25 protein-coding genes and 2 pseudogenes are annotated in these 25754 nt (G+C 66.4%); 15 read left to right on the top strand and 12 right to left on the bottom strand.

Translation table 11 applies throughout. The annotated features are described in order from the left end of the window. Positions 1–19: 19 nt before the first annotated feature. From J2W36_RS08115 to J2W36_RS08090, 6 genes are all read left to right on the top strand, one after another. Positions 20–1030: an ABC transporter substrate-binding protein gene (locus tag J2W36_RS08115; protein ID WP_307689191.1), complete on the top strand. Its 1011-nt coding sequence runs from the start codon at positions 20–22 to the stop codon at positions 1028–1030. 91 nt (positions 1031–1121) lie between these two features. Continuing rightward, positions 1122–1925, top strand: coding sequence for an ABC transporter ATP-binding protein (locus J2W36_RS08110; protein ID WP_307689220.1), 804 nt, complete (start codon positions 1122–1124; stop codon positions 1923–1925). After that, the gene (locus tag J2W36_RS08105; protein WP_307689190.1) at positions 1922–2791 is read left to right on the top strand and encodes an ABC transporter permease; all 870 of its coding nucleotides are present in this window, start codon (positions 1922–1924) and stop codon (positions 2789–2791) included. The genes J2W36_RS08110 and J2W36_RS08105 overlap by 4 nt, the downstream gene beginning before the upstream one ends. 196 nt (positions 2792–2987) lie before the next feature. Continuing rightward, on the top strand, positions 2988–4151 hold the full coding sequence (locus J2W36_RS08100; protein ID WP_307689189.1) for an ABC transporter ATP-binding protein: 1164 nt from the start codon (positions 2988–2990) through the stop codon (positions 4149–4151). Then, a complete protein-coding gene (locus J2W36_RS08095) occupies positions 4148–5935 on the top strand; it encodes an ABC transporter permease subunit (protein WP_307689188.1) in 1788 nt (595 codons plus the stop codon). Before J2W36_RS08100 ends, J2W36_RS08095 begins: the two co-directional genes overlap by 4 nt. A gap of 38 nt (positions 5936–5973) precedes the next feature. After that, positions 5974–7083, top strand: coding sequence for an ABC transporter substrate-binding protein (locus tag J2W36_RS08090; RefSeq protein ID WP_307689187.1), 1110 nt, complete (start codon positions 5974–5976; stop codon positions 7081–7083). 64 nt (positions 7084–7147) lie between these two features. Here the strand turns inward: J2W36_RS08090 and J2W36_RS08085 are convergent, their stop codons facing one another. The 5 genes from J2W36_RS08085 to pdxH form a co-directional block, all read right to left on the bottom strand. Next, on the bottom strand, positions 7148–8365 hold the full coding sequence (locus tag J2W36_RS08085; RefSeq protein ID WP_307689186.1) for an acyl-CoA dehydrogenase family protein: 1218 nt from the start codon (positions 8363–8365) through the stop codon (positions 7148–7150). Positions 8366–8386: 21 nt separating this feature from the next. Beyond that, positions 8387–9400, bottom strand: coding sequence for a CysB family HTH-type transcriptional regulator (locus J2W36_RS08080; RefSeq protein ID WP_307689185.1), 1014 nt, complete (start codon positions 9398–9400; stop codon positions 8387–8389). 165 nt (positions 9401–9565) lie between these two features. Then, on the bottom strand, positions 9566–9937 hold the full coding sequence (locus J2W36_RS08075) for a winged helix-turn-helix transcriptional regulator (RefSeq protein ID WP_307689183.1): 372 nt from the start codon (positions 9935–9937) through the stop codon (positions 9566–9568). 161 nt (positions 9938–10098) lie between these two features. Next, positions 10099–10941: an archaetidylserine decarboxylase gene (gene asd, locus J2W36_RS08070; RefSeq protein ID WP_307689182.1), complete on the bottom strand. Its 843-nt coding sequence runs from the start codon at positions 10939–10941 to the stop codon at positions 10099–10101. A 91-nt stretch (positions 10942–11032) separates the two neighbouring features. Continuing rightward, positions 11033–11680, bottom strand: coding sequence for a pyridoxamine 5'-phosphate oxidase (gene pdxH, locus J2W36_RS08065; RefSeq protein WP_307689181.1), 648 nt, complete (start codon positions 11678–11680; stop codon positions 11033–11035). A gap of 55 nt (positions 11681–11735) precedes the next feature. On the opposite strand from pdxH, the gene J2W36_RS08060 reads away from it, so the two are divergent. Next, positions 11736–12293 carry a nucleotidyltransferase family protein gene (locus J2W36_RS08060; protein ID WP_307689219.1) on the top strand — a complete coding sequence of 186 codons (558 nt, stop codon included), beginning with the start codon at positions 11736–11738 and terminating at the stop codon, positions 12291–12293. Here J2W36_RS08060 and J2W36_RS08055 read toward each other — a convergent pair. Further along, positions 12280–12837 (bottom strand): superoxide dismutase family protein, encoded by a 558-nt coding sequence (locus J2W36_RS08055; protein ID WP_307689180.1) that lies wholly within the window; start codon positions 12835–12837, stop codon positions 12280–12282. The two genes, J2W36_RS08060 and J2W36_RS08055, sit on opposite strands and share 14 nt — an antisense overlap. Further along, positions 12834–13481 carry a gamma-glutamylcyclotransferase gene (locus tag J2W36_RS08050; RefSeq protein ID WP_307689179.1) on the bottom strand — a complete coding sequence of 216 codons (648 nt, stop codon included), beginning with the start codon at positions 13479–13481 and terminating at the stop codon, positions 12834–12836. Before J2W36_RS08050 ends, J2W36_RS08055 begins: the two co-directional genes overlap by 4 nt. 150 nt (positions 13482–13631) lie before the next feature. Here J2W36_RS08050 and J2W36_RS08045 point away from each other — a divergent pair, with 150 nt between their 5' ends. Next, on the top strand, positions 13632–14192 hold the full coding sequence (locus J2W36_RS08045) for an OmpA family protein (RefSeq protein ID WP_307689178.1): 561 nt from the start codon (positions 13632–13634) through the stop codon (positions 14190–14192). 22 nt (positions 14193–14214) lie between these two features. Here the strand turns inward: J2W36_RS08045 and gntR are convergent, their stop codons facing one another. Then, positions 14215–15237: an HTH-type transcriptional regulator GntR gene (gntR, locus tag J2W36_RS08040; protein WP_307689177.1), complete on the bottom strand. Its 1023-nt coding sequence runs from the start codon at positions 15235–15237 to the stop codon at positions 14215–14217. A 179-nt stretch (positions 15238–15416) separates the two neighbouring features. Between gntR and J2W36_RS08035 the strand changes: the two genes are divergently transcribed. From J2W36_RS08035 to J2W36_RS08020, 4 genes are read left to right on the top strand one after another with little or no spacing between them, the layout of a single operon-like run. Then, positions 15417–15944, top strand: a complete 528-nt coding sequence (locus J2W36_RS08035; protein ID WP_307689176.1) for a gluconokinase — start codon at positions 15417–15419, stop codon at positions 15942–15944. A 43-nt stretch (positions 15945–15987) separates the two neighbouring features. After that, positions 15988–17829 (top strand): phosphogluconate dehydratase, encoded by a 1842-nt coding sequence (gene edd / locus J2W36_RS08030; RefSeq protein ID WP_307689175.1) that lies wholly within the window; start codon positions 15988–15990, stop codon positions 17827–17829. Continuing rightward, a complete protein-coding gene (gene eda / locus J2W36_RS08025; protein WP_307689174.1) occupies positions 17820–18464 on the top strand; it encodes a bifunctional 4-hydroxy-2-oxoglutarate aldolase/2-dehydro-3-deoxy-phosphogluconate aldolase in 645 nt (214 codons plus the stop codon). The genes edd and eda overlap by 10 nt, the downstream gene beginning before the upstream one ends. 26 nt (positions 18465–18490) lie before the next feature. Continuing rightward, entirely contained in the window at positions 18491–19231 is a 741-nt protein-coding gene (locus J2W36_RS08020) for a haloacid dehalogenase type II (protein WP_307689173.1), read from the top strand. Positions 19232–19374: 143 nt separating this feature from the next. On the opposite strand, the gene J2W36_RS08015 is transcribed toward J2W36_RS08020, so the two are convergent. Continuing rightward, positions 19375–19590 carry a hypothetical protein gene (locus tag J2W36_RS08015; protein WP_307689172.1) on the bottom strand — a complete coding sequence of 72 codons (216 nt, stop codon included), beginning with the start codon at positions 19588–19590 and terminating at the stop codon, positions 19375–19377. Here J2W36_RS08015 and J2W36_RS08010 point away from each other — a divergent pair. Beyond that, positions 19516–20153: pseudogene (locus J2W36_RS08010) on the top strand (IS5 family transposase); the annotation flags it as partial. The gene J2W36_RS08015 and the pseudogene J2W36_RS08010 overlap by 75 nt on opposite strands. Positions 20154–20426: 273 nt before the next feature. Here J2W36_RS08010 and J2W36_RS08005 read toward each other — a convergent pair. Next, on the bottom strand, positions 20427–20588 hold the full coding sequence (locus tag J2W36_RS08005; protein WP_307689171.1) for a hypothetical protein: 162 nt from the start codon (positions 20586–20588) through the stop codon (positions 20427–20429). Between J2W36_RS08005 and J2W36_RS08000 the strand changes: the two genes are divergently transcribed. Continuing rightward, on the top strand, positions 20587–21276 hold the full coding sequence (locus J2W36_RS08000; RefSeq protein WP_307689170.1) for a dipeptidase: 690 nt from the start codon (positions 20587–20589) through the stop codon (positions 21274–21276). The genes J2W36_RS08005 and J2W36_RS08000 overlap by 2 nt on opposite strands. A gap of 210 nt (positions 21277–21486) precedes the next feature. Here J2W36_RS08000 and J2W36_RS07995 read toward each other — a convergent pair. Both J2W36_RS07995 and J2W36_RS07990 read right to left on the bottom strand, forming a co-directional pair. Continuing rightward, a pseudogene (locus tag J2W36_RS07995) lies at positions 21487–21597 on the bottom strand (integrase core domain-containing protein); the annotation flags it as partial. 122 nt (positions 21598–21719) lie between these two features. After that, the gene (locus J2W36_RS07990; RefSeq protein ID WP_307689169.1) at positions 21720–23444 is read right to left on the bottom strand and encodes a methyl-accepting chemotaxis protein; all 1725 of its coding nucleotides are present in this window, start codon (positions 23442–23444) and stop codon (positions 21720–21722) included. 644 nt (positions 23445–24088) lie between these two features. Here J2W36_RS07990 and J2W36_RS07985 point away from each other — a divergent pair. After that, a complete protein-coding gene (locus J2W36_RS07985) occupies positions 24089–25729 on the top strand; it encodes an ABC transporter substrate-binding protein (RefSeq protein ID WP_307689168.1) in 1641 nt (546 codons plus the stop codon). Positions 25730–25754 lie beyond the last annotated feature (25 nt).

Below are 25754 nucleotides of genomic sequence, written 5' to 3'. Positions count from 1 at the left end.
TTTCTCTGCGCCATCTCCAATGAACATCTTTCGCCGCACCTCCATCGCCCTCATCACTGGCCTGGGTCTCGCCTTCGGCAGCCTGCCCGCCCACGCCGAGGGCCAGATCCGCATTGCCGAGCAATTCGGCATCGTCTACCTGCTGCTCAATGTGGCGCAGGAGCAGAAGCTCATCGAGAAGCACGCCAAGGCGGCGGGCGTTGATGCCAAGGTCGAGTGGGTCAAGCTGTCGGGCGGCTCCGCGGTCAACGACGCGCTGCTGTCGGGGAACATCGAGATTGCGGGCGCAGGCGTCGGCCCGTTGCTCACGCTGTGGGATCGCACCAAGGGCCGCCAGAACGTCAAGGGTGTGGCGTCGCTGGGCAACTTTCCTTACTACCTGGTGAGCAACAACCCGAATGTGAAGACGATCGCCGACTTCACCGAGAAGGACCGCATTGCGCTGCCGGCGGTGGGCGTGTCGGTGCAGTCGCGGGTGCTGCAGCTGGCATCGGCCAAGCTGTGGGGCGACAAGGACTTCAACCGGCTCGACAAGATCAGCGTGGCGTTGCCGCACCCCGACGCCGCAGCGGCGATCATCAAGGGCGGCACCGAGATCACCGGCCACTTCGGCAACCCGCCGTTCCAGGAGCAGGAACTGGCAGGCAACCCGCAGGCGCACGTGGTGCTGAAGTCCTATGACGTGCTCGGCGGTCCCTCGTCGGCCACGGTGCTGTACGCCACCGAGAAATTCCGCAGCGAGAATCCGAAGACATACAAGGCGTTCGTCGACGCGCTCGACGAAGCTGCGAAGTTCGTCACGGCCAATCCTGAGAAGGCGGCAGACATCTACCTCAAGGTGAGCAACGCGAAGCTCGACCGGGAGCTTCTGCTGAAGATCATCAAGAACCCCGAGGTGCAGTTCAAGACCGCGCCGCAGAACACCTATGCGCTTGCGGAGTTCATGCACCGCGTGGGCGCCATCAAGAACAAGCCGGCGTCGGCGAAGGATTACTTCTTCGACGACGCGCACAACGCCTTGGGAAATTGAGTTGACCTTCAGCTTTCCCCTGCTTCGCGCTGCTGCACCAACCCGCGTGCAGACGGTTGCACCGGTGGCCCGGCAAGGCCGGCCGCACGGTGTGCCGGATCTCGCGCGTCCGGGCGCGGCGCCGCACGTCGCGCTGCTCCAGGTCGACGCCGTCAGCCTCGAATACCGCACGCCCGAGCGTGTGGTGCGTGCCACCCACCGGGTGAGCTTCGACGTGCACGAGGCGGATCGCTTCGTGTTGCTCGGGCCTTCGGGCTGCGGCAAGTCCACCTTGCTCAAGGCGGTGGGCGGCTTCATCGCGCCGGTCGAAGGCGAGATCCGGCTGGACGGCCGCGCCGTGACGGCGCCCGGACCGGACCGCATCGTGGTGTTCCAGGAATTCGATCAGTTGCCGCCCTGGAAGACCGTCAAACAGAATGTGATGTTCCCCTTGCTGGCCTCGCGCACGCTGGGCCGCAAGGAAGCGGCCGAACGTGCGCTGCACTACCTCGACAAGGTCGGCCTCGCGAAGTTCGCCGACGTGCATCCGCACCAGCTTTCAGGTGGCATGAAGCAGCGCGTGGCGATTGCGCGCGCACTCGCGATGCAGCCCCGGGTGCTACTGATGGACGAGCCCTTTGCCGCGCTCGATGCGCTCACGCGCCGCAAGATGCAGGAGGAATTGCTCGCGCTCTGGGACGAGGTGCGCTTCACGCTGCTGTTCGTCACGCACTCGATCGAGGAGGCGCTGGTGGTGGGCAACCGCATCGCCTTGCTGTCGCCCCATCCGGGCCGCATGCGTGCGGAAATCAACAGCCACGACTTCACGCTCGAAAGCCTGGGCGGCACGGCATTCCAGGCCACTGCACAGCGCATCCATCACATGCTGTTCGAGGAAGAGGGCACCACGGCATGAGCGGACTCCATCCACCGGTGCGTCCCGAATACGAACGCAGGCTGGAGCCCTTCACCGAGCTTCCGGTCGAACGCGCATTGCCGCTGGGCGCGCGGCTCTGGGCGCAGGGCTGGGTGCGCAAGGGCTTGATCCTTGCGATCCTGGCCGTGCTCTGGGAACTCGCGGCACGCTGGCAGGACAACGATCTGCTGCTGCCTACCTTCACCGCCACTGCCCGCGCACTGGTGGAAGGGCTGGCCTCCGGCGAGCTCATCGAGAAGGTGCGCATCTCCTTGGGCGTGCTGCTGCAGGGCTACCTGGCGGGCGTGCTCCTGGCGTTCGGGCTCACCACCCTGGCGGTGTCGACGCAGATCGGCCGCGACCTGCTGGGCACGCTCACGTCGATGTTCAATCCGCTGCCGGCCATTGCACTGCTGCCGCTGGCCTTGCTGTGGTTCGGCCTGGGGCGCGGCAGCCTGGTGTTCGTGCTGATCCACTCCGTGCTCTGGCCGATGGCGCTCAACACCTACGCCGGCTTTCAGGGCGTGCCCGAGACGCTGCGCATGGCAGGCCGCAACTACGGCCTGAAGGGCCTGCGGTACGTGCTGCAGATCCTCGTGCCGGCGGCCCTGCCGGCGATCCTCTCGGGGCTGAAGATCGGCTGGGCCTTCGGCTGGCGCACGCTGATCGCTGCCGAGCTCGTCTTCGGCGCATCGTCGGGCAAAGGCGGACTGGGCTGGTACATCTTCCAGAACCGCAACGAGCTCTACACCGACCGGGTCTTCGCCGGGCTGGCCATGGTGGTGCTCATCGGGCTGGCGGTCGAGAGCCTGGGCTTCGCAACGCTCGAGCGGCTGACCGTGCGCAAGTGGGGCCAGCAGCGCTGAGCGGCTGAGCGCAGCGTAGACAGGAAGCGACGATTTGCGCGCTTGCTGATCTGGAGACCGCATGGCCCTGCGTGTCTTGCGATGGTGGGAGTTCCTGCATATCGATCCTCGGAATGCGTCGTTGCCCGCTGTCGGCCGGCGCCCTAAGGTCACGGGCTTTGCATCTTCTTGTCGCCGCCATCCCGACCGGTTCCCCATGAGTTCCCTTGTACTTCCCGTATCGCTGCGCAGCATGGCTGCGGCGTCCCACGACGAGCCGGCCTCCATCGCCGGCTCGCGCGCCACCACGCTGGGCAGCCGTATCGACCTGCGCGGCGTGAGCCGCCGCTTCGGCCGTGTGGCCGCCGTCGACGACGTCGACCTGGCCATCGAACCCGGGGAGTTCGTCACGCTCCTCGGGCCGAGCGGCAGTGGCAAGAGCACGTTGCTCGCCGCTGTGGCGGGCTTCTCGCCGATCGACGAGGGCGACATCCTGGTCGATGGGCGTTCGGTGCGCGACCTGCCGCCCCATCGGCGCGGCTTCGGCATGGTGTTCCAGCACTACGCGCTGTTCCCGCACATGAGCGTCGCGCAGAACGTCGCGTTTGCGCTGCGCATGGAAGGTCTCGGACGGGCGCAGAGCGCACGCCGCGTCGGCGAGACGCTGGAGTTGCTGCACATGGGCGAACACGCATCGCGCAAGCCGGCACAGCTCAGCGGTGGCCAGCAGCAGCGCGTGGCCATTGCGCGCGCCATCGTGCGAAGGCCGCGCGTGGTGCTGATGGACGAGCCCCTGAGTGCGCTCGATCGGCGGTTGCGCGAAGCGATCCAGATCGAGATTCGCGCGCTGCACCGCACGCTGGGCACCACCATCGTTTTCGTCACGCACGACCAGGGCGAGGCCCTGGCGTTGAGTGATCGCATCGCGGTCCTCGACCACGGCCGCATCGTGCAATTGGGTACGCCCGCCACGCTGTACCGCGCGCCCGCCAGCGACTTCGTCGCGCGCTTCGTGGGCGAGTCGAACCTGCTTGACGCGACGGTGCTGGAGGCCCGGCAAGACCACGCCGTGCTGGAAAGCCGGGCCGGCCACCGCTTTGAGGCACAACACGCGGACCCGGCCCTGGCCGCAGGCCGTGCGGTGAAGGTGCTGGTGCGTCCCGAGCGCATGGCGCTGGTGCCCGCAGGTACACCGGGGTCGCTGGTGGCGACCGTGGTGTCGACCGTGTTCCTGGGCGAGATCCTGCGCATCGATGCGCGGTTGCCCGACGGCGGCACGGTGCAGGTGCGTTGTCTGGACCCGCTGGACGCGCTGCGTCCCGTGGTCGGGCAACCGGTGCATCTGCACTGGCGCGCCAGCGACGCCTGGGTGCTGCAGTGACGGCAGCGACGGTCCTCGGCGTGCGATGGACACGCGCGGGGCGCGGCGCCGTGCTGCGCAATCCGGCCTGGCTGCTGCTGCCGGCGCTCGCCTTTCTCGCACTCTTCTATGTGCTGCCGCTCATCGATCTGCTGCGGCTGAGCGTGGCAGGCGATGCCGGGCTGTCCTATTTCGCACGCGTGTTCGCCGTGCCGCTGTACTGGGACTCGCTGGTGCGCACCTTTGGCATCGCGGCGACGGTGGCATTGCTGTGCGCGCTGTTCGGTTACCCGACGGCGCTGCTGGTGCACTGCGCCCAAGGCCTGTGGCGGCTGGCGCTGCTGGCGGCCATCGTGCTGCCGTACTTCATTTCGGTGCTGATCCGGACCTACTCCTGGATGGTGCTGCTGGGCCGCAACGGCCCCATCAACAAACTGCTGCTCGGCGTGGGCCTGATCGACGCGCCGCTGCCGCTGATCTTCAACCGCGCCTCGGTGCTGATCTCCATCAGCGCCGTGCTGCTGCCGCTGATGGTGCTCACCGTGCTGGGCAGCCTGGCCCGGTTGGACCCTCTGGTGCAGCGCGCCGCCGCGGCCAGCGGCGCCGGGCCGCTCGCGGCGTTCTGGCGCGTCGTCTTTCCGCTGACGCTGCCGGGCTTGCTGGCCGGCCTGCTGCTCGTGTTCATTTCCGCGCTGGGATTCTTCATCACGCCCTCGCTGCTGGGCGGACCGGGCGACCAGATGTTCGCCATGCACATCACGCAGCAGGCCGACTTTTTGGCGAGTGGCGGTTTTCTGCAGGCCCTGGCCGCCGTGCTGCTGGCCGTGACGTTGGCCGTCGTGGGGGTGGCGGGTCGCTTCCTGGGTTTCGAGTTCATCTGGGGTGGCCAGCGCGCCACGCCGGTGGGCGCGCGCGAGGTGCGGCCACCGTCGCGCGCGGCAAGGTGGCGCGCGGCGCTGGCCGCGCGGCTGGCGGACGCACTGGGCTGGCCGCTGTTGCGCGCACTCGGCCGCATCCCGGCCTTGCCCGCACGCCTCGTGTCGCGCGCGCTGGCAGCCTTTGCGCTGCTCACGCTGTTGCTGCCCATCGGTGTGGGCGCGCTGATTTCCTTCAGCAACGCGGTCTACATGAGCTTTCCGCCGCCGTCGTATTCGCTGCGCTGGTACGTCAAGTTCCTGGCCGATCCGGTGTGGCTCGCGTCATTGATGACGTCCGCCCAGGTGGCGGTGCTGGCCACGCTGATCTCGGTGCTGCTGGGCACCACCGCCGCACTGGGGCTCGTGCGTTCGTCGCTGCCCGGCAAGTCGGCGTGGATGACCTTTCTCGTGAGCCCGCTGATCGTGCCCGGCGTGGTGCTCGGCCTGTCGCTCTACAGCCTGTTCCTGCGGGCCGATCTGGTCGGCGGGGTCTGGGGCCTGGCTGCCGCGCATGCCATCGGCGGCATCCCGCTGGTGCTGGTGATCGTCGCGGCCGCGCTGCAGTCGGTGGACGTGCGTCAGGAGCAGGCGGCCGCCGTGCATGGCGCATCGCCGCTGCGGGTGTTCCGCTTCGTCACGCTGCCGGCCATCGGGCCAAGCATGGCCGCGGCGGCCTTCTTCGCTTTCCTGCATTCCTTCGACGACCTCGTGTTCGCGATGTTTCTGAGCGGTTCGCGCATGACCACGCTGCCGCTGCGGCTGTGGGGCAACGTCAACTACAAGCTCGACCCCGTGCCCGCAGTGGTCGCCACCTTCGAGGTGGCGCTGATCCTCGTGGGCCTCTTCTTGGCGCGCGCGGCCTGGTCCGCGCGCCGCACGCCTCATTGATCCATCCCTTGTTTCCCCGTTTCCACAGAAGGAATTCCATGAAGAAGAATCGCGCCGCGGCATCCCGCCGTCGCCCCATGAAGACGCTGCTGTCCATTGCCCTTGCGCTGGGTTCGCTTTGCGGCGCCGGCAGCGTCTGGAGCCAGCCCAAGGAAGTCGTGATCCAGGACCCGGGTGGCACCTACGGCGAGGCGCTGCGCCGGCTGGTGTACGACCCCTTCACCAAGGAAACGGGCATCCAGGTGCTCACGGTGCAAGAGGCCCGCGGCGGCCCGCGCATCAAGGCGCAGGTGGAAGCCAGGCGCACCGAATGGGACCTGGGCTTCATCTTCGACCAGGAGGTGCGGTTGCTTGACCCCTACCTGGCCGAGATCGACTACGCCAGGCTCTCGCCCGAAGCGCAGAAGACCGTCGCGTCGCTGCCCAAGGAAGCGGTGCGTCCCAAGGGGGTGGCGCTGCAGGTGATCGGCGTGGCACTGGTCTATAACAAGGACGCGTTCCCGTCCAAGAGGTACCCCAGGACCTGGGCCGACTTCTGGAACGTGAAGGACTTTCCCGGCAAGCGCTGCCTGCCGCAGTGGTCGCGCTTCGTGTTCGAGTCGGCGCTGCTGGCCGACGGGGTCGCACCCGACAAGCTCTATCCGGTCGATTTCGACCGCGCCTTGCGCAAGATTGCGCAGATCAAGCCGCATGTGGTGAAGTGGTGGCTGACCAACTCGCAGGCGCCGCAGCTGCTGCTCGACGGCGAGGCCTCGGCCTGCCTGTCGTACAGCGGTCCCGTCGCAAGGCTGAAGAAGGAAGACGCCAACGCGCCGCTGGAACTGACCTGGGACCAGGCCTTCACCTACTACGACTTCTTCTCGATCCCGAAGAATGCGCCGCATCCCGAGGCCGTCCTGCAGCTGCTGTCGTACCGCCTGGACGCCCAGCGTGCTGCACGCGTGGCCGAAGCCACCAGCGTGGCGCTGCCATCCTCGCGCGTCTACGCTGCGGCCGATCCGAAGCTGCGCGACTACTGGACCAACAGCCCGGAAGTCGAGAAGAAGGCGATCAAGTGGAATGCCGATTTCTGGGGCGCCAAGGCCGCGGACGGCACGACGAACGAGGAGTTCGCGCAGCAGAAGCTCAACCAGCTGCTGGCACGCTGAAAATGGAAACGGCCCCGTGAGGGGCCGTCAAGCCACGCCAGCACCCGCAGCAGATCGATCGGGGTCAACTGCTCGCGGTGCCCACTGACCAGTAGAAGGTCGGCTGGTGCCCGTTGAGGGCGTGGTCGCCCACGGCGCGTGCCTTGTAGAGGGTCGGGTTGTGCGACGCCAGCGTGCGCGCGTTGCGCCAGTGGCGGTCCAGCCGCAGGTCATCCTGCAGCGCCGACGCGCCGCCGACATCGAAGAGCCGCCCGGCGGCGGCCAGCACCTGCTCGGCAATGCCGACCTGTGCCTTGGCCATGCGCAGCTCGACGTCGACCAGCAGGCTGTCGGGCACCGGTTCTGCGCGCTGGCGCAGCCGGTCGACGTCCCCCAGCCCGCGCGCGACGGCCTGCACCGCCGATGCCGTGACGAAGGCAGTGCTCGCCAGTTGGCCGACCACCTGCTGCACCAGCGGATCCTGCGCTGGTGAAACGCCGCTGCCATTGCTGTAGATGCGTTTGCGCCGCTGCACGAAGGCCACCGTGTCCCGCTCGATCGCGCGCGCGATGCCCGCCAGCGTCGCGAGGTGCACCAGCTGGAAGAACGCCGTCATCGGCGTGGGGCCGCTGCGTGGGCTGTGCAGCACCTGGTGGGCCTGCACCTCGACGTTGCGAAACCGGGTCGTGCCCGACGCGCTCAGGCGCTGGCCGAAGCCGCGCCAGTCGTCGATGCGCTCCACACCGGGTGCATCGGTCGGCAGCACCACCATGACGCGCTCGCTGCTGCCGTCGGCGCCTTCGCGCTGTGCCGCGACGGCGACCCAGTCGGCGTAGAGCGTGCCCGTGCTGTAGTACTTGTCGCCGTCCAGGTACCAGGCGTCGCCTTCGCGGTAGAGGCGTGTCTGCAGGGTGCCCAATGCCGCTTCGCCGAGCTCGGTCGTGGCATTGCCGAAGATGGCGCCATCGGCAGCGAGCCGCAGCCACGGGCCGTGCAGGGCGGGATCGACTTCGGCGAACAGGCGTTCGATGAAGCCGAAATGCGCGCGCAGGATCTGGGGCAGGTTGGAGTCGGCCTCGCCGAGCTCGATGAGAAGGTCGAACAGCTGCTCGACCGAGGCGCCGAGCCCGCCGGAGGCGAGCGGTACGCGCAGTGCGCCGAACCGCGCTTCTGCGAGCCAGCGCACGGCGTCATGGGCGAGTTCACGCTCGCGCTCGCGTTGCACGCTGTGCTGCGCGATGCGTGCAAAGATCGGGCGAAACCGGGCGGCGAGCAGGTCGAAGGTGGGGTGGGATGCGGTCATGAAAAAGGGCGGTGCGAGAAATCAGGCGGCGGGCAGCGCCGCGGCGTGGCGGGTGGCGTTGCGCAGGTCTTGTGACTGCAACTCAGTGTCTGTGTCAGCGCTCGCGACCGAGGTGCCCTCGTTGCGCAGCGCTTGGTCGACGACTGCGCGAGTGAGCGTCGGCGCAAAGGCCTCGATGAACGCGTACACGTAGCTGCGCAGGTAGCTGCCGCGCAACACGGCGAGCTTGGTCAGGTTGATGCCGAACAGGTGTCCGGCCTCCAGTGCGCGCAGTTCGGTGTCGCGCTCGGTTTCGTAGGCGATGCCGGCCACGATGCCCACGCCCATTCCCAGCTGGACATAGGTCTTGATGACGTCGGCATCCATGGCGGTGAGCACGATGCCGGGCGTGAGCCCCTGGCTGGCAAAGGCCTCGTCGATGCGGGTGCGGCCCGTGAAGCCGTTGTCGTAGGTGATCAGCGGGAACCGGTTGAGCGATGCCAGCGTGAGCGGCGCGTCGAGCAGTGGATGCCCCGGTGGTACGACGATCGAATGCGTCCAGCGGTAGCACGGCAGCGCGATGAGCTGCGGGTAGTCGCCCAGCGCCTCGGTCGCAATGCCGACGTCGGCCTCGCCGTCGATGAGCATCTGCGCGATCTGCTTGGGCGAGCCCTGGTGCAGGCTGAGCCGCACGTGAGGAAACGAACCCCGGAAGTCCTGCACCGCCACCGGCATCGCGTAGCGCGCTTGCGAATGCGTGGCGGCCACCGACAGCAGGCCGTTTTGCTGCGCCAGGTATTCCTGCCCTGCCTGCCGGAGGTTGCTGCTCTCCATGAGCATGCGTTCGATGATCGGCAGCATGTGCTGGCCCGGCTGCGTCAGGCCAGTCAAACGCTTGCCGGCGCGGGCGAAGAGCTCGATGCCCAGCTCCTCTTCGAGTTCACGGATCTGACGGCTGACGCCAGGTTGGGAGGTGTGGAGTGCGAGTGCGGCTTCGGTCAGGTTGAAGCCGCTGCGCACGGCTTCGCGCACTGAGCGCAGCTGTTGGAAATTCATGGTGCCTACACAGGAAACGAGCGCCATCGTCGACGCGGTGGGCCATTGTCAAATGCCGCGCCTGTCGAACGAACAACCGTTTTGTTGATTCCAAATGAATCAAACGTCTAAGGCAGTTCGACGATGCCTTGATTCCTGTCTGTAGGCGCCTGCGCAGCCCCTCGGTCAACCGCCCGCAGGTGACGTCACGATCGGCGACGCCACGGCCGTCACCCCTGGTGCCGGCGCGGTCGCCTTGCGGGCCTGGCTCGTCTGCCACTTGCCGGCGAAGGCCTGCAGGTCGGACAGGCGCTTGAGCAGGTCCTGTCCTGCGAGCGTGAGGCTGTAGCCGTCGCCACCATGGCAGATCAGCCCGGCTTCGCGCAATTCCTTGAGGCGGGTATTGAGCGTGTTGGGCGTGATGCCGCCCACGCTGTCCTGCAGCAGCCGGAAGGTCTGCGCATGGCCGTCACGCAGCGCCCAGAGCACGCGCAATGCGTAACGCGCCTCCAGCAGCGCGAGCAGCTGGCTGATGGCTGCGTTTTCCTTGGTACTCATCGGCATCCTCTGCTCAGGGCATGGCGGGCGATTCGCACCCGCATTCTCTTGATCGATTCCGGCCGCAGCCCGGCCGGCCGGCGACTATAGCCCACAACACGAAGTGCTACAAGTTTAATAGCTGATGCCGCCCGCTGGATGCGGCCTGCAGAAGCAAAGGCTTACACAGTGGCCATGGCCTCGCCAAGGCGCACGGCGCGCGTCGGCGCCCAGTCGGATGGAAAAGTCAGCCGGGGCGGTGGGAACAGCATCACCACGGTCGAGCCCAGCAGGAAGCGGCCCATTTCATCGCCCTTGCGCAGCGCGATGGTCTGGTCATCGTAGCGCCATTGGCGCACCTGGCCGCCACGCGGTGGGTTCACCACGCCATGCCACACCGTCGCCATGCTGCCCACGATGGTGGCACCCACCAGCACCAGCACGAACGGGCCTTGCGCCGACTCGAACACGCACACCACACGTTCGTTGCGCGCGAAGAGGCCGGGCACGCCGCGTGCCGTGGTTGGATTGACCGAGAACAGGTCGCCCGGCACGTAGATCATGCGCCGCAGGCGGCCGTCGCACGGCATGTGGATACGGTGGTAGTCGCGCGGACTCAGGTAGAGCGTCGCGAAGCTGCCGTGCGCGAACTGTGCGGCCAGCGCGGCATCGCCGCCGACCAGCGCCGTGGTGCTGTAGCTGTGCCCTTTGGCCTGGAAGATCTGGTCGCCCTCGATCGCACCGAACTGGCTGATGGCACCGTCGACCGGCGACACCAGTGGGGCATCGGCAATGGGCCGCGCGCCCGGCTTCAAGGCGCGGGTGAAGAAATCGTTGAAGCTCGCGTAGCTGGCGATGTCGCTGTCGAGCGCCTCGGCCATGTTGACCTGGTACTTGTCGACGAAGCGGCGAATGATCCACGTTGTGACACCGCCGCGTTCCTTGTCGGCCACCCAGCCGGCGAACGAGGTCAGCGCCTGCTTGGGAAGGAGGTATTGGGGCAGGACGGGAAGGCGATCGGACACGGGTGGGGCTGTTCTTGTCGTAGGAATGCCCTCATTCTAGAAAGCTGTTCACTCCTCGCGCTCCGGGCATGCCCTCGGTCGGGCGGCGAAATCAGGGCGCGAGGCGTTCGCGCACCCAGCCGCCGCCCTCCTGGCGATAGCGCAGGCGGTCGTGCAGGCGGCTCTTTCGGCCCTGCCAGAACTCCCATTGCGTGGGCACCAGGCGAAAGCCGCCCCAGTGCGGCGGCCGCGGCGGCGACAGCAGATGGCGTGCCGCCGCCAACGCCGCGTTCTTCACCAGCACGTCGCGCCCGGCGATCACCTGGCTCTGCGGGCTGGCCCAGGCGCCCAGGCGCGAGTCGAGCGGCCGGCTTGCGAAGTAAGCGTCGCTCTCGGCGGCATCGACTTTCTCCACGCGGCCCTCGATGCGCACCACGCGTTCGAGTTCGACCCAGTGGAATTGCAGCGCCGCGTAGGGGTTGCCCGCGATTTCCTGGCCCTTGCGGCTCTCGTAATTGGTGTACCAGACGATGCCGCGCGCGTCGTAGCCCTTGATCAGCACGATGCGCGTCGACGGGCGCAGGTCGCTGCCTACGGTGGCCAGCGTCATGGCATTGGGTTCGGGAATCTGGCCTTCGACGGCTTCGTTGAACCAGTGCTCGAACTGCCGCAGGGGCTCGGCCGCGCTGCGGGTCTCGTCAAGCTCGGCGCGCTCGTAGCTTTTTCGCAGCGCGGCCAGGGATTCGTTGGGAGAGGTCATGGCACCGATTGTCGGCGCAACGCATCGTGTCGGCGATGGCGGGATACTGGTGTCCATGAGCGATGCCCAACTTCCCACCGTGATCGTCCTGGCATCCGGCCGTGGCGAGCGTTTTGCCGCCTCGGGCGGACGCGTGCACAAGCTGCAGGCCCTGCTGGCGGGCACGCCGGTGCTCCAGCACACGCTGCAGGCCGTGTACGCAAGCGGCCTGCCCTGGCACCTGGAAGATGCCGGCCATCCGGGCATGGGGGATTCGATTGCCGCGGCGGTGCGTGCGGTGCCCGGCGCCGCGGGCTGGCTGGTGCTTCCGGCCGATCTGCCTCTGGTGACGGCGGACACACTGCGCGCCGTGGCGGCTGCGCTTTGCGACGCGCCGGGGGCTGTGCAGCCGGCGTACGGCCGCCAACGTGGTCACCCCGTGGGGTTCGCCGCGCGCTGCGGCACTGCGTTGGCCTCGCTCTCCGGCAGCCAGGGTGCGGCACCTGTGCTGCGGGCCCTGCGCGCGGCCGGCGAGGTGGTCGACCTGGCGGTCGATGACATCGGCGTGGTCACCGACATCGATACGCTCGACGACCTCGCACGTGCCGAGGCGCTGTACCTCAGCGCTTCGTGATGATGGCGCAGGCCACGCGCGCGCCCGAGTTGCCCGCCGGCTGCGTCGTGTAGTCGTCCGGGTCCTTGTGCACGACGAGTGCGCGGCCGATCACGTTGTTGTCAGCCGTTTCGTTGAGCGAGATCGAATGCACGTCGACGCTGAAGCGCGCCACGCCGCTGCTGTCGGCCACCAGGCTCGGGAGTTCACCCGCGTGGCTGCCGGGCGCGGCGAACTTTCCGTGCACGCCGCCTGCCGGATTGAAGTGACCACCCGACGCCATCGCGTTGTCGGCGCAGTTGCCCTTCTCATGGATGTGGAAACCGTGCTCCGTACCCGGCGGCAGTCCACGCACTTCGCCGGCGACGCGCACGCCATGTTCGAGCGCGGTGAAATTGACCTTGCCCATGGTGGGGTTCGGCGATATCGCAGCAGTCGGCGCCAGGTCGGCGACCGCACCGGGGGCCCCGCCCCCCATGCCGGCACAGCCAGCGAGCAGGGCGGCGGCCAGGACCGTGAGGCCAGGCAGGGAAGATCGGGCAGGGCGGACGAAGCGTTGGTTCATGGTTTCTCCAGTTTTCGGGATGGCGGCATGGCCGCCGGCGCAGTGCTCAGGTATAGCGGGTCGGGCGCCTGGCCGCAATCGGCTTTCGCCGACAGGTCGGCGGTCGCCAGGCGCACGAGGCGCGCCAGCGCCCGGTCCTGGATGGCGTGGCGCTGCAATTCCTGCAGTGTCTGAACGGCGTAGTCCAGCGAGGTGCCGTAACGCCCTGCAGCGCTCTGAAAGATTTCGCGGTAGCGGGCATCGGGCAAGTCTCCCGTGAAATTGGGGCTGCGTCGTGACAGCGTGAAGGCCAGTGCCCGCACCCGGCCGCCGGGCGTCACGCAGTCGAGCCAGCGGGGGTCGTAGATGCCAGTGGGCATTTCGCGCAGCCAGAGCCGGCCCAGCGCTTCCAGCGCAGCGGCCGCAGGAATTCGAAAGACCACACCCTGGCAACTGCCGCCCGAGAGCAGGCCGAACACCAACCCCGGGTTCTGCACGGTCCCGCGATTGACCCGGCTCCACATCTTCAGCGCCCGGTGCCAGCCATGCACGCGCGCGGCCCGGCGTTCGGCAAAGTCGAAGTCCGGCCGCCAGATCAGCGAGCCGTAACCGAACAGCCAGAGGTCGTCATGCCCGCCCCATTCCTCGATGGTGCGATCGAGCATCGGTGCAGGATCGCGCAGTGGCACCGGAAAAGATTCAGGCCCATACTGAGGAACTGTGCCGTCGGGGGACATCCCCCTGCCACCTACAATTTGAGACTCATGGTTCACACCCCCATTATTTACCGTCCCCTTTCCTTCGGAGAACACCGGATGTCGTCCAGCCAAGATGAAGACAGTCAGCAACGCTTTGCCCTCGGGTTTCTTTTCGCGCTGATTGCGCTGGTCGTCTTCACTGTGGTCGGCGTGGCGGTCTACAAGTACGGCATGGTTCACGCCCCGCAGGCCAAGGTCGTGGAGATCGTGCCGCCAGGCGACGAACCGCCACCCGCCACGACGGCCCTGGAGGTGACGACCGAGACGGTGACCGTGGTCGTGCCCGAGGGCGCGAGCATCGCGGTCAAGGACGGCATCGTGAACTTCTACTTCGCGACCGGCAGCGCCGACCTCGCGCCGGGCGCGGCCGAAGCGCTCGCCATCGTCATCAAGGGCGTGGAAGAAGGCCGCAAGGCCGTGGTTTCAGGCTTCCACGACACCACGGGCGATGCGGCAGCCAACGACGCGCTCGCCAAGTTGCGCGCGCAAACCGTGCAGGACGTGCTGGTCGGCCTGGGGGTTCCTGCCGCCAAGGTGACGCTGGAGAAGCCGGCGGTGACCACGGGCTCGGGCAACGAGGCCGAAGCCCGCCGTGTCGAAGTCAAGCTGATCGACTGAACCGCTCTGCGCTGAAGTTGTTTCAGGCACTCTCGCGCAAAGCGAGGTGCCAGGGCAGCGCCACACTTGCGGCTGCCACCGGTTCGCCCCGCATCAGCGCGAGCAGCATGCGCGCTGCGGCAACGCCGACTTCGGCGCGCGGCGTGGCCACGCTGGTGAGCGTCGGCAGCATCTGGTCGCTGCCGGGCAGGTCGTTGAAACCCGCGACGGCCACTTGGCGCGGTACCTGGATGCCCAGGCGCAACGCGGCCAGCAATGCACCTTGCGCCAGGTCGTCGTTGCAGAAGAACACCGCATCCGGCGCATCGGCCGCCATGATCCGCTCGAACATCGACGCCCCCAGCGCGATCGACGAGGGTTCCGGACGCAGCCATTCCAGCGCCGGGTCGTAGCAGCCTGCATCGCGCAGGGCGCTGCGATATCCCTCGGCGCGCTGCAGCGTGCGTTCGTCCAGCTGCGCGGCAGCGAAGGCGATGCGCCGGGCACCCCGCGCGATCAGGTGTTCCGTCATCGCGCGTCCGGCGGCATGCTGGGAAAAGCCCACGCAATGCACGCCCGGTGCCCGGCTGGTCTCCATGAGGTGCACGCACGGCACGCCGCTGCCAGCAATCAGCGCGCGGGTTTCCTCGCTGCGCTCGAAACCCGTCACGAGCAGCCCGGCCGGCCGGTGCGCGAGCTGTTCGCGCAGCAGTTGCTCTTCTTCATGCGGGTCGTAGTGGGTGATGCCGATCAGTGTCTGGTACCCGGCCGGTCGCAGCGTACGCTGCACGGCATCCAGCAAGTCGACGAAGAGCATGTTCGAGAGCAGCGGAATCAGCACGGCGACCTGCGTGCTGCGGTGCGAGGCCAGGGCGCGCGCAGCCGGGTCGGGCACATAGCCCAGTGCTGCGGCGGCGGCACGGGCCCGCTCGGCCAGCGCGGGCGCGACCGCACGCTCGCCCCTCAGTGCGCGCGAGACAGTGATGGGACTGACGCCGGCGGCATCTGCCACGTGCTGCAAGGTCACGCGGCCACTGCTGCGCCGGGTCGGAAGGCGTTCGGTCATGCGGATGGCGTGTCGTTGAACTGAAACCAGCTGTAACCCGTCGGGCTCTGCAGATCAGTATCGCTTAGGATTGCGCTATCCAAATGATATTGGCGCCATATCTCGATGTATGGCAAATGTCGATTGTGAATAACAACCTTTTGGCGTAATGGGACAGCGTTATCCTAAGAAGGCAGTCAATGCAATCGATCTGGTTGGTGGTCATGGGTGTTTCAGGCTGCGGCAAGTCCAGCCTTGGCCAGGCTTTGGCCGTCGATCTGGGGCTCCCGCTCATCGAGGGCGATGATTTCCATCCAGAGGCCAACATCGCCAAGATGCGCGCGGGCACACCGCTGACCGACGACGACCGCGCCGGTTGGCTCGCGCGCTTGGGCGACGAACTCGCCGCACGTCCGGCGGGCGCCGTGCTTACCTGCTCGTCGCTCAAGCGTGCGTACCGCGATCGGCTGCGCGCGGCGGTGCCCGGTTTGCGCTTCGCGTTCATGGAAATCTCGCGCGACGAGGCGCAGGCGCGCGTCGAGGCGCGCGCGGGGGCGCACATCTTCCCTGGCAGCCTGGTGGCCAACCAGTTCGCCACCCTCGAGTCGCCCACCGGCGAAGAGGGTGTGGTCACCGTGCAGGCGGTTGCGCCCATCGACCGGCTGACGGCCGAGGTGCGGCACTGGCTGGGTGATGACGCACGCTGCGCCGACCGAGGCGCGGAGTAATATTTCCACGACGCGTGTTCGCGCGCCGTCCTTCCACCACACGATGAAAAACACACATTCCACGGTCGCCCAGGTCACCGAACGCATCCGCGAACGCAGTCGCCCGACCCGCGACGCCTACCTGCGCCGCGTGGCCGACATCGGGGGCCGCGAGCGCGGCTCCGACCGGCTGGGCTGCGCCAACGTGGCGCACGCGGTGGCCGGCGCGCCGGTCAACGACAAGCTGCGCATCGTGGCCGAGCGCGCGCCCAACATCGGCATCGTCACGGCCTACAACGACATGCTGTCGGCCCATGCGCCCTACCAGGGCTACCCCGACCTCATCAAGCAGGAGGCGCGGCGCCTGGGTGCCACCGCGCAGGTGGCTGGCGGCGTGCCTGCGATGTGCGACGGCGTCACGCAGGGCACGCCCGGCATGGAGCTGAGCCTGTTCAGCCGCGACGTGATCGCCATGGGCACGGCGGTGGCGCTCACGCACGACATGTTCGATGCGGCGCTGCTGCTGGGCGTGTGCGACAAGATCGTCCCCGGCCTCCTGATCGGCGCGCTGCATTTCGGCCACCTGCCGACCGTTTTCGTGCCGGCCGGGCCGATGCCTTCGGGCCTGTCGAACAACGCCAAGTCCAAGGTGCGCGAGCAGGCTGCCCAGGGCCTGGTGGGCCGCCAGGGCCTGATGGATGCCGAGATGGCGGCCTACCACACGGTGGGCACCTGCACTTTCTATGGCACGGCCAACAGCAACCAGATGCTGCTGGAAGCCATGGGCCTGCATGTGCCGGGCACGGCCTTCATCCAGCCCGGGGACACGATGCGCGAGGCGCTCACGCGCGAGGCCGTGCGCACCGTGCTCGGCCGCGCCAGCGACGTTGCCTACCGCTGCCCGCCGATCGGCCAGCTGGTCGACGAACGGGCGATCGTCAACGCCATGGCGGCGCTGTTGGCCACGGGTGGCTCCACCAACCACCTGATCCACTGGGTGGCCGTGGCGCGCGCCGCCGGCATCGTGATCGACTGGGACGATTTTTCTGCGCTGTCCGACGTCATTCCGCTGCTCACGCGGGTGTATCCGAACGGCAGCGCCGATGTGAACGAATTCCAGGCCGCGGGCGGACCGGGTTTCGTGATCGGCGAGCTGTTGGACGCCGGGCTGATGCACGCGGACGTGCTGACCGTGCGCGCTGGCGGCATCCGGGAATTCGCAGGCGTCCCGACGCTGGCCGGAGATGCCGCGGACGCAGGCGCGCTGCGCTGGACGCCGGCCGGGCCGTCGAAGAACGAAGCCGTCGTGCGTCCGGTGTCCGCGCCCTTCAGCGCCACCGGCGGACTGCGGCTGCTCCAGGGCAACCTGGGCCGCAGCGTGATCAAGATTTCCTCGGTACCCGAAGACCGGCACGTGATCGAGGCGCCTGCCCGTGTGTTCGATTCGCAGGCGGCGCTGCAGAAAGCCTTTGCCGCCGGCGAGCTCGACCGCGACGTGGTCTGCGTGGTGCGCTGGCAGGGGCCGCAGGCCAACGGCATGCCCGAGCTGCACAAGCTCACACCGCCGCTGTCGGTGCTGCAGGGCAAGGGCTTCCGCGTGGCGCTGGTCACCGACGGCCGCATGAGCGGCGCGTCGGGCAAGATCCCGGCGGCCATCCATGTGTCGCCGGAAGCCGCGGCCGGTGGGCCCTTGGCCAAGGTGCGCGATGGCGACCTGATCCGCCTGGACGGCGTCGCCGGCACGTTGACCGTGCTGCTGCCGGCCGACGCGTGGGCGGCGCGCGAGACGGCGACAATGCCCGACGAACAACGTGCGGCCGACGGCCACGGCCTGGGCCGTGAACTGTTCGCCGGCATGCGCCGCAATGCTTTAACCGCCGAAGAAGGAGCCTGCTCATGGCTGTGAACCCCCACCCACTCACCGCACTCGAAGTGATGCGCGACGCGCCGGTCATACCGGTCATCGTGTTGAACGACGTGGCCCATGCCGTACCGCTGGCGCGTGCGCTCGTCGCAGGCGGCATCCGCATGCTGGAAGTGACGTTGCGCACACCGCAGGCGCTGCAATGCATCGAGGCGATCGCGCGCGACGTCCCCGACGCCGTGGTCGGTGCCGGCACCATCCGCAGCGCGGCCGACGCACAGGCCTCGGCGCTCGCTGGTGCCCGCTTCGGCGTGAGTCCTGGCTACACCAGCGCAGTGGGCAAGGCCTGCCATGAACTGGGCCTGCCTTTGCTGCCCGGCGTGGCCACCGGCAGCGAAATCATGACGGCGCAGGCCGACGGCTACACCCAGCTGAAGTTCTTCCCGGCCCTGCAGGCTGGCGGCCTGCCGATGCTCAAGGCCTGGCAAGGCCCCTTCGGCGACGTGACCTTCTGCCCGACCGGGGGCATCCACGCCGGCAACGCGGCCGAGTTCCTGGCGCTGTCGAACGTTGCCTGCGTCGGTGGCTCCTGGATCGTGCCGACCGATGCGATCCGCAACGGCGACTGGGCGCGCATCGAAGAGCTGGCCCATGAGGCCACGCAGCTCCCGCGTTGACGGCCGCTCTACCGAACGCCATGGCAATGACCGACGCAATGACCGGCGCAGTGGGCGTGGCCAGTGAACTGAAGGTCATCGCCTTCGACGTGTTCGGCACCGTGGTCGACTGGTATGGCGGCATCGCCGCCGAGGTCGAACGGACCTTGCCGGGCATCGAGGGGGGTGCGTTCGCGCTCGCCTGGCGCGCCGGCTACCAGCCGGCCATGCGCAGCGTGATGGAACGCATTGCCGCGGGCGAGGGCGGCTTCACCCTGATCGACGAACTGCACCTGGGCATCCTCGAAGGCGTGCTGCGCGACTTCGGCGTCACGCACCTGGACCCGGTGCAAAAGCGCGAACTCAATCGCGCCTGGCATCGCCTGCCTGCATGGCCCGACGCGGCCGAGGGCCTGGCGCGGCTGAAGACGAAGTACACGATCTGCACGCTGTCGAACGGCAACATCGGCCTGCTCACCGACATGGCCAAGCACGCGGGCCTGCCCTGGGACTGCATCCTGTCGGCGGAGGTCTTCAAGGCCTACAAACCCGACCCGCGCACCTACCTGGGCGTGGCCGCGGTGTTCGACGTGTCGCCCGGCCAGGTCATGCTGGCGGCCGCGCACCACGACGATCTGGCGGCCGCGCGCGGCTGCGGGCTGAAGACAGGCTACATCGAGCGGCCGCTCGAATTCGGTCCGGCACGAACCAAGGACGTGTCACCTCGACCGGGCAACACACTGCACGCACGCGATATCGGCGCGCTGGCCGATCTGCTGGGCTGCTGAAGCAGGCGGGGGCAGAGGGAAGCGCAGGCCGCCGCCAGCTGCTCCTTCTGCGTGCTGGATCAGCTCGATCTTGTAGCGGATCGAGTCAGGTTTCGTGATGTATTGAATCCGGATAAATCAACAACTTGTGTGCTTGGTGATGTTCATGAGAAACCTGAAAATGCCTGCGAGGTGACTACAGACGCCGAAAAATGGCGGCTGAAAATCGATCCGCTCATGCGGTGATCCATCTCACTCGTGTGATGGAGATTGCGCGAGCGCAGTTTGAGCAGATCGAGGACTGCTTGCCGACTCAGCGAGGCAATGTCAGCTTGTCGAACTTGCAGGTACTCAATGCCATCTTGTACGTCGCCGAGCATGGGTGCAAGTGGCGAGGCCTGCCCAAGCGGCAACTGGCATACCATCTACATGCGCATGAATCGCTGGGCTAAATCTGGCGTCCTGGACACAGCCTTCGCGCAGCTACAGCTCGCGCAAGTGGTGCAGAGCAAGATCAAAGCCGTGTCGTTGGACAGCACCAGCGTCAAGGTGCATCCCGATGGCACAGGCGCTCAAAAAAAACGGCCCGCAAGCTATCGGCAAGTCCCGCGGCGGATGGAATACCAAGATCCACCTTCTCGCCGCCGACGCGCGCACGGACGTAGCGTTGTCGTTGTCGTTGTCGTTGTCGTTGTCGTTGTCGCCGGGCCAGGCGCACGATGCACCCGAAGGCCGCGCGTTGCCCAGGCGCTTGGGCGCGCCGAATCGACCGCTGCATCTGCTCATAGATCGCGCCTATGAAGGCAACGAGACTCGGCAGCTTGCGCTCGATCTGGGCTTTATCCCAGTCGTGCCGCCGATGCGCACGCGCGTTGAGCCATGGGAGTACGACCGAGCGATGTGCAAGCGCCGCAACGAAGTCGAGCGCCTGTTCCGACGTCTCGCAACTTCGCGCTCATCGCTGGTGGCTTGCGGTTGTAACAGTCCCGAAGCGTCACCATCGAGAAATACCTCGCTTGGCGGCATTCGATACCATTTGGGCCGTCAAGCATACGACTCGAAACACATGGTGCGGTCTTTTCAAAATCCGTCGGCACGCGAGGACTCGTCGCGACGTCGCTTTTTGAAGGTCTCCGCGGGCTGCGTCATGGCGTCCGGCCTGCCGGCCTGCGCCACTCAGGCCGCCGACACTGCGGCGCAAGCCCGGGCGCGCGGTTCAGCGCTGCTCGACACCGTCCTGTCCGTTGACATGCACAGCCATGCCGGCGGCGTCCTTGGCCGCAACGCCGTAGCGCGCGACATCGCCACGCCGATGAAGCAAGGCAAGCTGTCGGCGCTGTGTCTCTCGCTCGTCTCGGACAGCATTCTGCTCGCCCATGACAGCCAGAAGCAATATGCCCGGCGCCATCCTGGCGGTGGAAGGCAGCGATTTCCTCGAAGGCCGCATCGAGCATCTGCAAACGGCCTACGACCGCGGCATCCGCCACTGGCAACTGGTGCACTACCGGGCCGACAACGCGCTGGGCGACATCCAGACCGAACATCCGCTGTATGGCGGCGCAACGCCGTTCGGCCTGGACGTCGTGCGCCGCTGCAACCAACTCGGCCTGGTGCTGCACGTGGCGCACGCCACACTGCCGACCGTCAAGCAGGTGGCCCAGGTCAGCACGACGCCGCTGGTGCTGTCGCACACCGGTTTTTCCACGGGTGTGCTGAAGCCCGAGACGCGCTGGATCGGCGTCGACCATGCGCGGCATGTCGCCGACACCGGCGGTGTCGTCGGCATCTGGGCGAACGGCCATTCGTTCGACACCCTCGCGGACTACGCCAACGGCCTTGCCAGGCTTGTGGAGACCATCGGCATCGACCACGTGGGGATCGGCACCGACATGGAAGCGATGCATCCGCCGACGATGACGTCATGTGCCGACTGGTCGGAACTCATCGGCCACCTGCTGACGCACTTCTGCGCCGCCGAGGTCGCGAAGATCGCGGGCGGGAATTACCTGCGGATCTTCGACCAGGTCACGCGGCCGAAGGGCGGCGCGGCAAGGTCGGCGACCTGAGCGTGCTCATCGTGGCATCAGTTGGACCGTATCGCTTGTGAAGACTGGTTACTCGTCGACGACCGTTACTTATCGTGCGCTCTCCGCAAGACGGTGCCGCTTCTCAGGCTCGTTTTAGCGTGGCCAGGCCCTAGTCGAGACAGTTGTTTCTAGAAGACGGCGGCTTGCGGTTCTTTGCGAAGCTCCAGTTTGAACTCGGGTTGACTATTGCAGGCTGCTGTGGGGATGTACGTCGTTGTAGCGCCAGGCTTTGATCAGAACAGCGGCTTCGCGGCGCGAGCGAAACCACTCGATGGACAGGCACTCGTCGCGGAACTTGCCTTACCGCGATCACCGACGAAGCGCCCCTGCGGATCGCCCCTTCGCAGGCACGGCGCAGACTCAAGCCCCGTGCGCGCACGAAGGCCAGTTGCTCGCGACGAGCAGGTCGGGGTCGCCCGCTATCAGAACTCGTCCCATTCGTTGGTCGATGCCGCGCTGGCGACCGCCACTGACGCTGCGGGCTTGTTAAGGGCAGGCTGCTTGAGTTCCGTTGAAACCTTCGCTGGCTTCGTGTTCTTGGCTGCAACGGGAGGCGTGGCCTGGGTGATGCGTGTCGGCACTGTGGCCGAATTTCCCTCCAGCTTGAAGACGCTGACCGTTTTCACCAAACTCTGCGCCTGCTCCTGCAGCGAGCTGGCTGCCGCCGCTGCCTCCTCAACCAGTGCGGCGTTCTGCTGGGTGACTTGGTCCATCTGCGTGATCGCCTGGTTGATCTGCTCGATGCCGGTGGTCTGCTCTTGGCTGGCTGCGGTGATCTCGCTCACGATGTCGGTCACGCGCTTGACGCTCTCGACGATGTCACCCATCGTACGGCCGGCCTCGCTCACTAATGAGGTGCCGGCGCTGACATTCCCCACCGATGTGTCGATCAACCCCTTGATCTCCTTGGCTGCGGCGGCCGAGCGTTGGGCAAGGTTGCGCACTTCGGCGGCAACTACCGCAAAGCCGCGCCCTTGCTCGCCCGCACGCGCTGCTTCCACTGCCGCGTTCAGCGCCAGGATGTTGGTTTGGAAGGCAATGCCGTCGATCACCGAGATGATGTCGACGATCTTCTTGGACGAGGTCTCTATCGCAGCCATCGTGTCCACTACCTGGCCCACGATATCGCCCCCCTTGACCGCAATGCCAGAGGCGGAGACGGCGAGCTGGTTGGCCTGACGGGCGTTGTCGGAATTCTGTTTGACGGTCGATGTCAGTTCTTCCATCGACGCGGCGGTCTCCTCCAGCGAACTGGCTTGCTCTTCCGTTCGCGACGACAGATCTTGGTTGCCCGCGGCGATCTGGCGTGAAGCGGTGGCGATGGTGTCCGTGCCCGTACGCACCTCGCTCACGACTGCCGCAAGGTTCCCCTGCATCGTGCCCAGCGCCTGGAGCAGTTGCCCGGTCTCGTCGCGGGTGGGTGTGGGGATGGTCGAGCGCAGGTCGCCGCTTGCCACCGTTTGTGCAAATTTCAATGCTTCGCCTAGCGGTCGCGTGATCGAACGCGTGATGACGATGCCCAGAGTGATGCCCGCTATCAATGCCAGCACCACGGCCGCTGCATTGATCTGCAACACCGATTGGTAGGTTGCCGACGCGGCTTCTCCGCTCGCATTTGCGCCATTCATGTTGAGTTGAACATCTTTCTCGATGACCTCGAGTACCTTGGAAAACGCAATCGCTGAACTGCCTGTGCTCAGGCGTCGCGCTTCGTCGAAGCCTGAAGGTCCCGAATCGGACAAGGCGAGCAATTTATTGTCATCTTCCAGATAGATCGCCCACAGTGTTTTGATCTGTTCGAATAGTTTGGATTCTTCAGGCGAAGACACCATTTTCCCGTAGCTAGCGAAAGTTGCTGGAATTTTTTTGTCAACCAACTCATTTCGGGCCGCGCCTTGAACTTCCTTGCCCGTTTTTTCCGACTCCAGGACATGACGAAGCGTCGCACGACGTGCGGCATTGGCTTGGCTGCGAAGGTCGCCCAACGTCTTGGTACTGGGAAGCCAATTATCGGCAAGATCCAGAACCCTGTCGTTAATCCGAGAGGTCTGGTACGCGCCAACGGCAGCCAATGCGCATAGGAGCATGAGAATCACGCCAAAGCCGATGGATAGCTTGAATCCAAGTTTTATATTGGCGAATTTCATTTCCGTTGTTTCCGAGGTATTTGGCGTAACTCTGATTTGACTGTATTGACATGAATGTTTGGGCCAATCATATTTTTATGAATTTACCCTAACAGGACGCCAGAAATAGATTTTCCATGGCATTCGATTCGATACCGGGCGAGCATGCATGTGATACGCCGCCTGCATGTGTCTGAATTGTCAAATCACATGGATCTAAATGAAATATGAGAATGATTGCCATCCATGATTTGACTCGTGAATGCGTATTCGGGTGTTTTCCCTAGTTGCTTTGGCCAGTTGGTTCTTATCAAGAGATTTCTTAAGCGAAAGTGGTCGCGCTAAGGACACCCTGCCGGCTGAAGACACAGCGAGATACCTAGGCGGAGGTCTCCCCGACCTGCGCCGTACCGCTGCCAGGGTCCGCTCAGCGTCGCGCCGCTGAGTAGGTCAAGTAGGTATTGGTCGAACGCTTGCGGATGAGCCGGCAGCGAGCGCAATCTAATAAAAGGTGAACGGCCAAAGACGGTCCGTGCGCTTGCTTATGCGGCTTTCGCTTTCCCATGGCGCACGCATAACGATCCTCGTTTTTCTGGCTTGGGCATGGCGACCTCTGCCTCTAATCTTTGGCGGTTTCATTCGATCGCTGTCCCGGTGGGCTCAGCATGTCCACGGAGATTTCGAGCGCCATGGTGTCCTCATTGAATCGGCGTCTGCTTCTGCAGGGCGGCGTTGCCGCTGCCACCCTGCCGATGCTCGGCACGGCCCACGCCCAGCAGCGGTCCAACACACCGCAACGCGGCGGCACGCTGGTGGTCTCGCTGGCGCCGGAGCCGCAGATCATCACGGCCGCCTTTCTCACGACCATGCAGGTCACGATGATCGCGGGCAAGATCAGCGAGGGGCTCGTGTGGTTCGACGACAAGCTGCAGCCGCAACCCGAGCTGGCCGAGTCCTGGGCGTTCGCGCCGGACGGCCTGTCGCTTACGTTGCGGCTGCGCCGCGGCGTGAAGTGGCACGACGGGCACGACTTCACCTCGGCCGACGTGGCCTTCTCGCTGCTCAATGTGTGGCAGAAGATCCACCCGGGCGGGCGCCTGGCCTACGCGTCGGTGCAGGCGGTCGACACGCCCGATCCGCACACCGCCATCCTCCGGCTGTCGCGCCCGACGCCGTACCTGTTGAGCTTCCTGAACGTCTATGGTGCGCAGGTCATTCCCAAGCACCTCTACGAAAACACCGACCTGCTCAAGAACCCGGCCAACACGGCGCCGATCGGTACCGGCCCGTTCCGCTTCAAGGAGTGGGTCCGCGGCAGCCACATTGCGCTGGAGCGCAATGCGGACTATTGGCGCCCGGGGCTGCCGTACCTCGACGGCGTGGTGTTCAAGTTCATCCCTGACGCCGCTGCGCGCTCGGTCGCGCTGGCCAGCGGCGAGGTGCAGGTGGCGCTGGCCTCGAACATTCCGGTGTCGAACCTCAAGCAGTTCTCGGACAAGAAGAAGTTCAACATCAACACGACCGATGGCAGCTACCTCGCCTCGATCCAGCTGGTCACGGTCAATGTGCGCCGACCCGCGCTGGCCGACAAGCGGGTGCGGCAGGCGCTCATGTATGCGCTGGACCGTGACGCCCTGCTGCGCGTGGTCTTCGGCGGCTACGGCAAGGTGGCGACCAGTTCGATCCCGTCGACGGTGCCGGCCTTCCACAGTGCCAAGGGTCGCCAGTACAGGCATGACCCGAAGCAGGCCGAAGCGCTGCTCGAGGCCGCCGGCTTTCCGCGCAAGGGCGACGGCAAGCGGCTGAAGCTGACGCTCGACTACGGCAGCGGCTCGCTCGAAGCCACGCGGACCGCCGAGTTCATGAAGCAGTACTACGGCCGCGTGGGCGTCGAGCTCGAACTGCGCGCGTCCGACGCCGGCGTCTACATACGCCGGGTGTTCGGCGATGCCGACTACGACCTGTTCCTCACCAGCCTGCACAACCTGCCGGACCCGAGCCTGGGCGTGCAGCGCTGGTACTGGAGCAAGAACATCGCCAAGGGCGTGCCGTGGAGCAACGGCGCCGGCTATGTCAACCCCGAACTCGACCGGGTGATGGAAGCGGCCGCCGTCGAGCCGGACCCGGCCAAGCGCCGCAGCCTCGTCGACGAATGGCAGGCCATCGTGCAGGAAGAGGTGCCGATCCTCGACCTGATCGAACTCGACTGGACCACCGTCTCGAGCAGCCGCTACCGCAAGGTGCGGGCACAGGGCGACGGGCTCTACGCCTCGCTGGCCGATGCCTATCTCGTCTCGGCCGATTGACAGCGCCCGACTTCCCTCCCATTCC

Origin of the sequence: Variovorax ginsengisoli (genome assembly GCF_030811835.1) — a bacterium.
Taxonomy (GTDB): domain Bacteria; phylum Pseudomonadota; class Gammaproteobacteria; order Burkholderiales; family Burkholderiaceae_C; genus Variovorax; species Variovorax ginsengisoli_C.
The sequence above is the reverse complement of the archived record's forward strand: the minus strand, read 5'-3'. Positions and strand labels throughout refer to the sequence as shown.

Excerpts from the sequence above, each read along its gene's own strand:
- J2W36_RS08115 (WP_307689191.1), top strand. The coding sequence starts at position 20 with ATGAACATCTTTCGCCGCACCTCCATCGCCCTCATCACTGGCCTGGGT.
- J2W36_RS08105 (WP_307689190.1), top strand. The coding sequence starts at position 1,922 with ATGAGCGGACTCCATCCACCGGTGCGTCCCGAATACGAACGCAGGCTG.
- J2W36_RS07985 (WP_307689168.1), top strand. The coding sequence starts at position 24,089 with ATGTCCACGGAGATTTCGAGCGCCATGGTGTCCTCATTGAATCGGCGT.
- J2W36_RS08000 (WP_307689170.1), top strand. The coding sequence starts at position 20,587 with ATGACAGCCAGAAGCAATATGCCCGGCGCCATCCTGGCGGTGGAAGGC.
- J2W36_RS08060 (WP_307689219.1), top strand. The coding sequence starts at position 11,736 with ATGAGCGATGCCCAACTTCCCACCGTGATCGTCCTGGCATCCGGCCGT.
- eda (WP_307689174.1), top strand. The coding sequence starts at position 17,820 with ATGGCTGTGAACCCCCACCCACTCACCGCACTCGAAGTGATGCGCGAC.
- J2W36_RS08085 (WP_307689186.1), bottom strand. The coding sequence starts at position 8,365 with ATGACCGCATCCCACCCCACCTTCGACCTGCTCGCCGCCCGGTTTCGC.
- J2W36_RS07990 (WP_307689169.1), bottom strand. The coding sequence starts at position 23,444 with ATGAAATTCGCCAATATAAAACTTGGATTCAAGCTATCCATCGGCTTT.
- J2W36_RS08050 (WP_307689179.1), bottom strand. The coding sequence starts at position 13,481 with ATGCTCGATCGCACCATCGAGGAATGGGGCGGGCATGACGACCTCTGG.
- edd (WP_307689175.1), top strand. The coding sequence starts at position 15,988 with ATGAAAAACACACATTCCACGGTCGCCCAGGTCACCGAACGCATCCGC.
- J2W36_RS08090 (WP_307689187.1), top strand. The coding sequence starts at position 5,974 with ATGAAGAAGAATCGCGCCGCGGCATCCCGCCGTCGCCCCATGAAGACG.
- J2W36_RS08045 (WP_307689178.1), top strand. The coding sequence starts at position 13,632 with ATGTCGTCCAGCCAAGATGAAGACAGTCAGCAACGCTTTGCCCTCGGG.
- J2W36_RS08080 (WP_307689185.1), bottom strand. The coding sequence starts at position 9,400 with ATGAATTTCCAACAGCTGCGCTCAGTGCGCGAAGCCGTGCGCAGCGGC.
- J2W36_RS08055 (WP_307689180.1), bottom strand. The coding sequence starts at position 12,837 with ATGAACCAACGCTTCGTCCGCCCTGCCCGATCTTCCCTGCCTGGCCTC.
- pdxH (WP_307689181.1), bottom strand. The coding sequence starts at position 11,680 with ATGACCTCTCCCAACGAATCCCTGGCCGCGCTGCGAAAAAGCTACGAG.
- J2W36_RS08005 (WP_307689171.1), bottom strand. The coding sequence starts at position 20,588 with ATGGGCGAGCAGAATGCTGTCCGAGACGAGCGAGAGACACAGCGCCGA.
- gntR (WP_307689177.1), bottom strand. The coding sequence starts at position 15,237 with ATGACCGAACGCCTTCCGACCCGGCGCAGCAGTGGCCGCGTGACCTTG.
- J2W36_RS08015 (WP_307689172.1), bottom strand. The coding sequence starts at position 19,590 with ATGCTCGGCGACGTACAAGATGGCATTGAGTACCTGCAAGTTCGACAA.
- J2W36_RS08035 (WP_307689176.1), top strand. The coding sequence starts at position 15,417 with ATGCAATCGATCTGGTTGGTGGTCATGGGTGTTTCAGGCTGCGGCAAG.
- J2W36_RS08075 (WP_307689183.1), bottom strand. The coding sequence starts at position 9,937 with ATGAGTACCAAGGAAAACGCAGCCATCAGCCAGCTGCTCGCGCTGCTG.
- J2W36_RS08020 (WP_307689173.1), top strand. The coding sequence starts at position 18,491 with ATGACCGACGCAATGACCGGCGCAGTGGGCGTGGCCAGTGAACTGAAG.
- J2W36_RS08100 (WP_307689189.1), top strand. The coding sequence starts at position 2,988 with ATGAGTTCCCTTGTACTTCCCGTATCGCTGCGCAGCATGGCTGCGGCG.